Genomic DNA, 7,469 nt, shown 5'->3' on the forward strand with positions numbered 1-7,469 from the left:
TGTTGTTACTGCCATCAGCAATTCGCTTCCAGACCCAGTTCCGAGTAAAGGCAGATTTACCCCCTTTCATCCGCTCACCAACCAAAAGATTCCAAATTTCAAAGACCTGTGATTCACTCAAATAGTCACTAAAGGCGTCACTACTTGATGACAAATTTGATAACAAACTACCTTGCTGAATTGAGTCTACTACAAGTCCTTTAAATCTATCCGATTTCAGAGCTTGCTTAATTATAACTTTAAAAAAATCTGAGCGCTCACGCCATTCAAGGACTACAGATCGCCCGAAAAAGTGACTTTTATTATCGAAACGAAGGCTACGCCAGATATCTTCTCGCAATAGAACTTTGAATTTTAAGTTTTTCATATTGTCCCCTAAGTCAGTAATCAACGAAAGCAGTCCTTCAATGGCTTTAGTGCGTCTTTCTCGATCTGCCTGTGTATTTCCAAATCCTGTATCCAGTCCATCGAAAAGAAGAAGAATAGTAGATTGTGCAGCACCATCGAAACGAGTCAGCCAATCTCTTGCCAATAAACCAATTTGAGATTGTGGTAGTAAATTCTGAAACCATCGGACAAGTTCTAATTCGTTAGTAGGATCAGTTCCTAGAACTTGTGAGACAGCGTCATCTGGTTGAGGCTTCTCTCCACGCCAGGATAGGTGACAGGCAAGACAAGTCTGGAGTAACCAAAAGTCACGCCAGCTTTTTCCCGTAGTTTCTAAAGCCTCATCAATGGCCTTGAAACCTTCAGAGTTAATAACCCACGGGCGATCGCCTTTAAGAGGACTGGGAGATAACACTACAATGGAATCTTGCTTAGAATCTTCCAGGAGGCGGCGGAAAATAGCCGTTTTACCAGTACCTTTACGACCACGGATTAGAACTATGTTAGGCTTAAGGGCGCGATTGACTAACTGTGTTTCTACAAAGGTTTCCAGAAAATTATCTTGGTATTCTGCTGTTCCTGCAGAAAATTCTAATTCCTGTAAAATTTGCCCCTTACTATCGGGTAAACTATCCGGTAGCTCTTCTTCACTAGCTGTAGGGATAAAACGTTCTAACCATTCAGCAACCGGCTCAAAGTCACGCCACGTTTCTTGATTAGATAAGATTTTATCTGATGTAGCAATCTCTTCTCGATAGGGAATAAAATGTGTAATATCTGATTCTTTAATCGGCTCTGATCTCGATTGTTTATCCCTCAGAATAGAGAGCCACTCTCCAATCCATTCAATAGCTCTATGTTGATATCGTTCCACAACTTCTGGTGCTTTACTAGCAGGAATTGGAGACACAATAAATCGTGGCTCTGGAGTAAGCCGCTGTTCAGTTTCAGTTCGTCTAGTCTCAGCAGCAAGCAATGCACGAACCAGTTCACCCGTACCCCTTTGAGCTTGAGGATGAGGAAAGAACACAATAATTGCCAGATCAGCCAAGTCAAACAGGAGCGGTCCATTGAGAGGAGTCATTCCTGTGCGAGCATCTAGTAAAATGACATCAGGTTTGAAAGGAAGACGATCACTACTTAAAATCTGAATCAGTTCACGTAATGGATTTCTATCTTCCCGATACCAAGCTCCAGGTTCCATAAAGCTCAGTAAACGCGCATAATTGGCATTGGGCAAACCTGCCGGAATACAGTAAATCTCATCAGTTTCAGAAACCCTCAGAATATGATTACGGATGTCAGGCTCTTCCCCTTGCTCCAAACTTAGTAAAACAAATACCAACCCCTGTTGATCCTTAATCTCGTCTTCCTTTCCAAACAAAGCCGCTAATCCTGGAGCTTCTAAATCCATGTCAACACAGAGCACAGTGCGTCCACGACTGGCAAGAATTCGGGCAGTATAAGCCAGGGCAGTTGAGCGACCAACTCCTCCTCTAAGGGAATAAAATGTTGCAACGATCGGTCGGTCAAGGTCTTCGTCTAGATCCGATGGAAATAGGATTGCTTCAGGATTACTAGAGCCAGAGCGAGAGCGAGCCAGAGCTTCAGGCCAAAAGGGTACGTTTTCCAGGGTAGAATCAATGGGAACAGAGTCAGCCCATTCCTGCTCCTTCTCCTCAGGAGTGAGCAAATCTAACCACTGAATTGTCAATTCTTCTAGCCCCTCTAGAACAATGTTCTTACGTTCTTGTTTGGATTTGCCATCAAATCCTAGGGAAATGACAGCAATACGCCAGCCTAGAAACGGATCGGGTTTAACCCGCAGCTCTGTAATATCTAAAGCTGCACGTGACATATTTTGATGAATACGCTCTTTGATTTCTGAATGGTTCATCTGCGCCTCCCGGATTTAGGACTAATTTTAAACTTTATAAAGTTTGTTAACTGCTTTGCTCCATCTACCAACTCCGCCATTGTCAGGCTACTATTACAGGTTATTTGATAACGTAGGGATGTATCCCAGTTTTCTATAAAAAATGTCTTTGCACCTGTAGAGTCACGGATATCGGAGAGACGAAATCCCGCTGCTTCCCATAAACCCCGTAGATTATGCCCCTGATTGCCATGTTTCGGAAATGATTTATTTCTAGATCGTAATAAAGCCTTGAGACTAGATTCAATGGCATAGCCTGCCATATAAACTGATCCAATTGATTGACTTCTATTTTTGAGTATAGCGTCTGCATCTGCCGCCCGTTCATTTGCAATATCTAGCCAGTCTTTGTAATTATTAGGATACATTACAAGTATAATTACAATGAATTTGATAGATTATAACACAAAAAAAAGTCCATAATAATGGACTTAACTCGCTCTATACTTAGAGTCTATAACTCTGAAATACGACTGAACAATAATCCCTGATTATTTATCCTTTTTTCTAAACAAAGAACCAGCCCCTAAAGCACTAAGTCCCAGTAGCGCCAATCCAGACACAGGTTCAGGTACACTAGTTGCATCTGGCTTTGAAGGATCCTCGGTGATGGTTTCGCTAAAATTAGGATTCGGATCAACATAGATAGTTGGAGGTAATAGGGAACCGCCAAGAGTAAAGGTAATTCCTGACTCTCTGTTCCAGGTAAGGATATAAGCCCCGGCATCAAAAGCCCTACCAAAATCGATATCTATAATCCAACTATCAGGGGTAGCGTTAAAGGTAGTAACAAAGGTTCTAGGAGGAAGAGGAAACGGAGAAGGAAAAGGTTCAAGGTTAATATCAGAACCGACTTGCTCTAAACCTTCTACATCAAGAAACCAAGAAAGTAATTCTCCTTCAGGATTGTACTCAACAAACCCCTCGTAATCTCTAGTTTTGGGAGGAGGCTCTGGCAGAAAACTAGGAAAATCCGACAATTCAAGTTCGCCACTGAATTCTTGGTTAATTATTTGCTCAGCAGCAGCCGGTAAAACTGCAACAGTAGCAGAGGTTAAAGCGACAGCAGTAGTCACAAGAGCTAATTGGTGATAAATATTAGTCACAGAAAGTATCCTCCTTCAGTATGTATAAAATAATAGGGAACAGGGAGCAGGGAACAGCAAGAAATAGTTAACAGGATTTTTTGGTTATGATAAATTATTATGATTTATGATAATCGCTTTTAAACTAATAAAGTTAGCTTGAATTATAGTCACATAAAAAATCCATGTCAATACTTGATCAAAAGCCCTAAAATTGACAATGCCAAATTGCCTGATTAGTATAAGATTGATAATAGTAATGAATTAATAAATTTTGAAATTAGCCAACAATTTTAATAAAACCTCCATCTCCCCATCTCCCCATCTCCCCATCTCCCGATCTCCTCATCTCCCCATCTCCCCATCTCCCTACTCCAATTCACAATCGCTATAATTGCAACTAAAATATTAGGTTCGTGTAAACCTAGCACAGTAACTTTGCAAAACTAAGATAGTGGTAACATTTCAACAAGTTTGGCAAATTCTTAACACTGACATCGGGGAGTTATTAGGAACCCCTGGAGAAACCGTTGAAGCTGGAGCAGAGGTTTCTAAAGCTAGCTTAGAATTAATGATTGCTCTTGGTTTGCTGGGTACTCCACTTGCGCCAGCGGCTGCTGTTGCGGCAGGGTTATCCTTTGTGGGACTCAGCCGCAAAGGGCTAAACCTGCTTCGTGCCAAGACCAACAACAAGCCAACTCCGGAGCAATGGGTAGGAATCGCGTTTCCCCTAGCCTATATCATGAGCTTTGATAGCTTGGTTCACAAAAATGACTGGCTAAAGGTAAAAATTGGTGTTGGAGTATCCGGTAACGATATCGATAACGATGCCAAGCAGCAAATTGACCAGCTTGGAGAACTGAACTTAGATCAGGCGCTAGTTGATCAAGCATGGGACTACTTCCCTGAATCCAAGTTAGGGCAAGCCTTAAATCAGCAATTATCCCAATACCTCAAACAAGTAGGACTGGATCCAAATATCATTCCCCTGGTGACTGGGTGGGTAGCTTGGGGCACCTATGGTTGTATAGACTCACTACTTTCATACGAGCCAGAGGATATAGTCAATAGTTTCAGCCTGCACAGAGCAGCAGCCCAGCAAACAGCACCAACTCGCAAATACGGTAACATTGAAACCTACCTAACTGAGCAAATATCCCCTAATCCCAGTGACCCTAATAGACTTCAACTTTGGAAGGTACTGGGTGAAGACTTTAAAATTCCTGATATCTATGTACCCCTAAAGGCTCAGTTACTCGACACCAATGGCAAGGTAAAAAAACAGGCAAACCCAGTTAATTTAGAAAGTTGGGCAAAACAGCAGCTTACTAACCCTGAGAAAAATGGTCAGGTGATGTTTATTCAAGGGGGACCAGGGCGCGGGAAAACAGTCTTTTGTCGGATGTTGGCGGATTGGGTGCGCCAGCACTTACATCCGATCTGGACACCTATATTAATTCGACTGCGGGATATTCATACCTTTGAGAAAAATATCGAGAATACCCTCCGCGCAGCTGTTCAGGCAGATTTTGCCAAGAAAGATGGCTGGTTGACTGACCCCAATACTCGCTTTTTGTTCTTACTGGATGGCTTTGATGAGTTGCGGATGGAAGGGAGAACCATTGGCGGTATAGAAGATTTTCTCAAAAAGGTGGGGTACTATCAAGAAAACTGCCAGCAAAACCCAAACTTGGGACATCGGTTTTTAGTGACTGGCAGAGAGTTGGCTTTGCAAGGCATTGTTACACCCAGGAATCTGGAGCGGGTGCAAATAGCGCTGATGGATGAGACGCTCCAGCAGCAGTGGTTTAGGAACTGGGGAAACCTCGTTGGTCAGGATAAAGCCACTGGATTTAAGAGGTTTTTCCAAGCCCAACACTGTCCAGAACGAGTAAAGGAATTAGCCCAAGAGCCCCTATTACTGTACCTGTTAGCAGCCATGCATCGGGATGGTAAATTAACAGACCAAATGTTTGTGGGGGCTAGCAGTACTAATGCCAAAATTCTGATTTATCAAACTGCTCTAGACTGGGTACTGACCAAGCAGCGTCCCAAAGACCTCCATTTTGAAATAACTGAACAAGAAACTGAGGATTTGCGGCGGATTCTGACCGAAGCCGGGTTATGCGTTACCCAAGCCGGTGGGGAATGGGCTTCTATCACTATGATTGAGGAACGCCTGAAAGAAGATGATGGTGCCAGAGAACTGCTGGAAAAGGCACAAAAGCGCATTGGCGAAAACCCCCTCAGAAATGCGTTGGCAGCGTTTTACCTCCGACCAGCGTCTGGTTCTGGTGTCACAGAAGGAGCAGTGGAGTTTGTCCATAAAAGTTTTGGTGAGTTTTTGTGTGCTCTGCGGTTGCAAGAAAGCCTGGAAGACTGGACAGAACCCCGTAAGAAGCGTCGAGGATTTACTATCGATAACGATCAGCTGGCAGAGGAAATCTACGATTTATTGGGTTACGGCAGACTAACACCAGAAATTGTGGACTATTTGATGGCGCTGCTAGATACTAGTGATGACTTTCGACCGGTGCAGTTATTTGAGCGCTTGGAAGATTTCTATGGGCGCTGGTGCAATGGGGAATTTATTGACATCCTGGAGGAAACAACCCTACCCCAGAAAACGGGTCAAAAATTGCGCAAGCATGGGGTTGAGTTAGGTCAGCGACAGGTAGATATCGCTGCTGGTCTCAATACCATGATTTTGCTCCTAGAATTGCACCGTTACGCCCAGACAAAGGATGAACTTAAGGATAAAATCTCTTTCCATCCCTGCGGTAAACCAGACACGGAAGGGTTTGATAGTAAGCGATTGCTTCGCATTATTAACTACAGCAATAGCGTCGAGGTTGACAATTTTCTAAAAACAATTGGGGGATTGCTCAGTTTGGCAGACCTCAGATGGGTAAACCTAATTGACGCAAACCTTAGCTCCGCAAACCTAATCAAGGCAAACCTAATCAAAGCAGACCTCAGCTCCGCCAACCTTAGCTCCGCCAACCTTAGCTCCGCAAACCTAATCAAAGCAGACCTCAGCTTCGCAAACCTAATCGAGACAGACCTAATTGAGGCAAACCTAATCGAGGCAGACCTAATTGAGTCAAACCTAATTGATGCAGATCTCAGCTCCGCAAACCTAATCGAAGCAAACCTCAGCTCCGCAAACCTAATTGAGGCAAACCTAATCAAGGCAAACCTAATCAAGGCAAACCTAATCAAGGCAAACCTAATCAAGGCAAACCTAATCAAGGCAGACCTCAGACAGGCAGACTTCAGACAGGCAAACCTAACCGGGGCAAACCTAACCGGGGCAAACCTAACCGGGGCAAACCTCGAAAACATTTCCTGGAATGAGGACACGAAGTGGGAGAACGTGCAGGGGTTGGAGACAGCGATTAATGTGCCAGAAGCCTTAAAAAATGACCCAACCTCACCCTAGCCTGGGTCTAGGGAATTTTTATGGGATTGACCGAAAGTCACACTATGGGATTGATCTTTGGTCATGCTAAGCGATCGCAAACAAGGGATCGGTCTACGGAATTTTTATGCGATCGCAAACAAGGGATCGGTCTGGGGAGCTACTATGCGATTGACCTTTGGTCACGCTACGCGAACGCAAAATCGCAAAATCGCAAATCTAGTTTATCTAGCGCCATACTAATCCTATCCACAGCATTTTTTCCCGACTCCCGACTCCCGACTCCCGACTCCCGACTCCCATTAACCCAATTCAGACCTACTATGTGTCTTTGCTAGGACTATTAAAAGATTGATTATAGGGAAACAAAGTATCCAGTAATCGGTTCAAGCTCCCCTGCCCATGAACAGTAGGCTGAGTCTTCGGAGCTGGTGATTCTGTCTGCGACTCAGCCGTCGTCTCAGCCTCAATAGTCTCTGTAGTATTGGTATCTGTAGTATTGGTATCTATAGTATTAGTCTGTGTAGAATTAGTCTCTATAGAATTGCTTTGCGTTGTATCTGTTGTATCTGTAGCCACCGTATTACTAGTGGATGGCACTTTACCATTGACAGATTCCGTGGTAAAGCTGTTTTCGGGA

Annotated in this window: 7 protein-coding genes; 2 read left to right on the top strand and 5 right to left on the bottom strand. The window is 43.8% G+C overall.

Annotated features, from left to right (window positions below; all coding sequences use genetic code 11):
• From F6J94_RS26680 to F6J94_RS26695, 4 genes are all read right to left on the bottom strand, one after another.
• On the bottom strand, positions 1-2,284 hold a 2,284-nt coding region (locus F6J94_RS26680; RefSeq protein ID WP_293045780.1), incomplete at its 3' end, for a ParA family protein.
• On the bottom strand, positions 2,281-2,691 hold the full coding sequence (locus F6J94_RS26685) for a HEPN domain-containing protein (RefSeq protein WP_293018908.1): 411 nt from the start codon (positions 2,689-2,691) through the stop codon (positions 2,281-2,283). The genes F6J94_RS26680 and F6J94_RS26685, both read right to left, overlap by 4 nt.
• 123 nt (positions 2,692-2,814) lie before the next feature.
• Positions 2,815-3,429, bottom strand: a complete 615-nt coding sequence (locus tag F6J94_RS26690) for a hypothetical protein (RefSeq protein ID WP_293045782.1) — start codon at positions 3,427-3,429, stop codon at positions 2,815-2,817.
• A gap of 272 nt (positions 3,430-3,701) precedes the next feature.
• Entirely contained in the window at positions 3,702-3,839 is a 138-nt protein-coding gene (locus F6J94_RS26695; RefSeq protein ID WP_293045785.1) for a hypothetical protein, read from the bottom strand.
• A 23-nt stretch (positions 3,840-3,862) separates the two neighbouring features.
• Here F6J94_RS26695 and F6J94_RS26700 point away from each other — a divergent pair, with 23 nt between their 5' ends.
• Both F6J94_RS26700 and F6J94_RS26705 read left to right on the top strand, forming a co-directional pair.
• The gene (locus F6J94_RS26700; RefSeq protein ID WP_293045788.1) at positions 3,863-6,850 is read left to right on the top strand and encodes a pentapeptide repeat-containing protein; all 2,988 of its coding nucleotides are present in this window, start codon (positions 3,863-3,865) and stop codon (positions 6,848-6,850) included.
• Positions 6,851-6,870: 20 nt separating this feature from the next.
• Complete coding sequence (locus F6J94_RS26705) at positions 6,871-7,167, top strand: hypothetical protein (protein ID WP_293045790.1); 297 nt, start codon at positions 6,871-6,873, stop codon at positions 7,165-7,167.
• Here F6J94_RS26705 and F6J94_RS26710 read toward each other — a convergent pair.
• A partial coding sequence (locus F6J94_RS26710; RefSeq protein WP_293045792.1) for a hypothetical protein occupies positions 7,151-7,469 on the bottom strand: 319 nt, incomplete at its 5' end. The genes F6J94_RS26705 and F6J94_RS26710 overlap by 17 nt on opposite strands.

The organism is Moorena sp. SIO1F2 (genome assembly GCF_010672755.1).
GTDB lineage: Bacteria > Cyanobacteriota > Cyanobacteriia > Cyanobacteriales > Coleofasciculaceae > Moorena.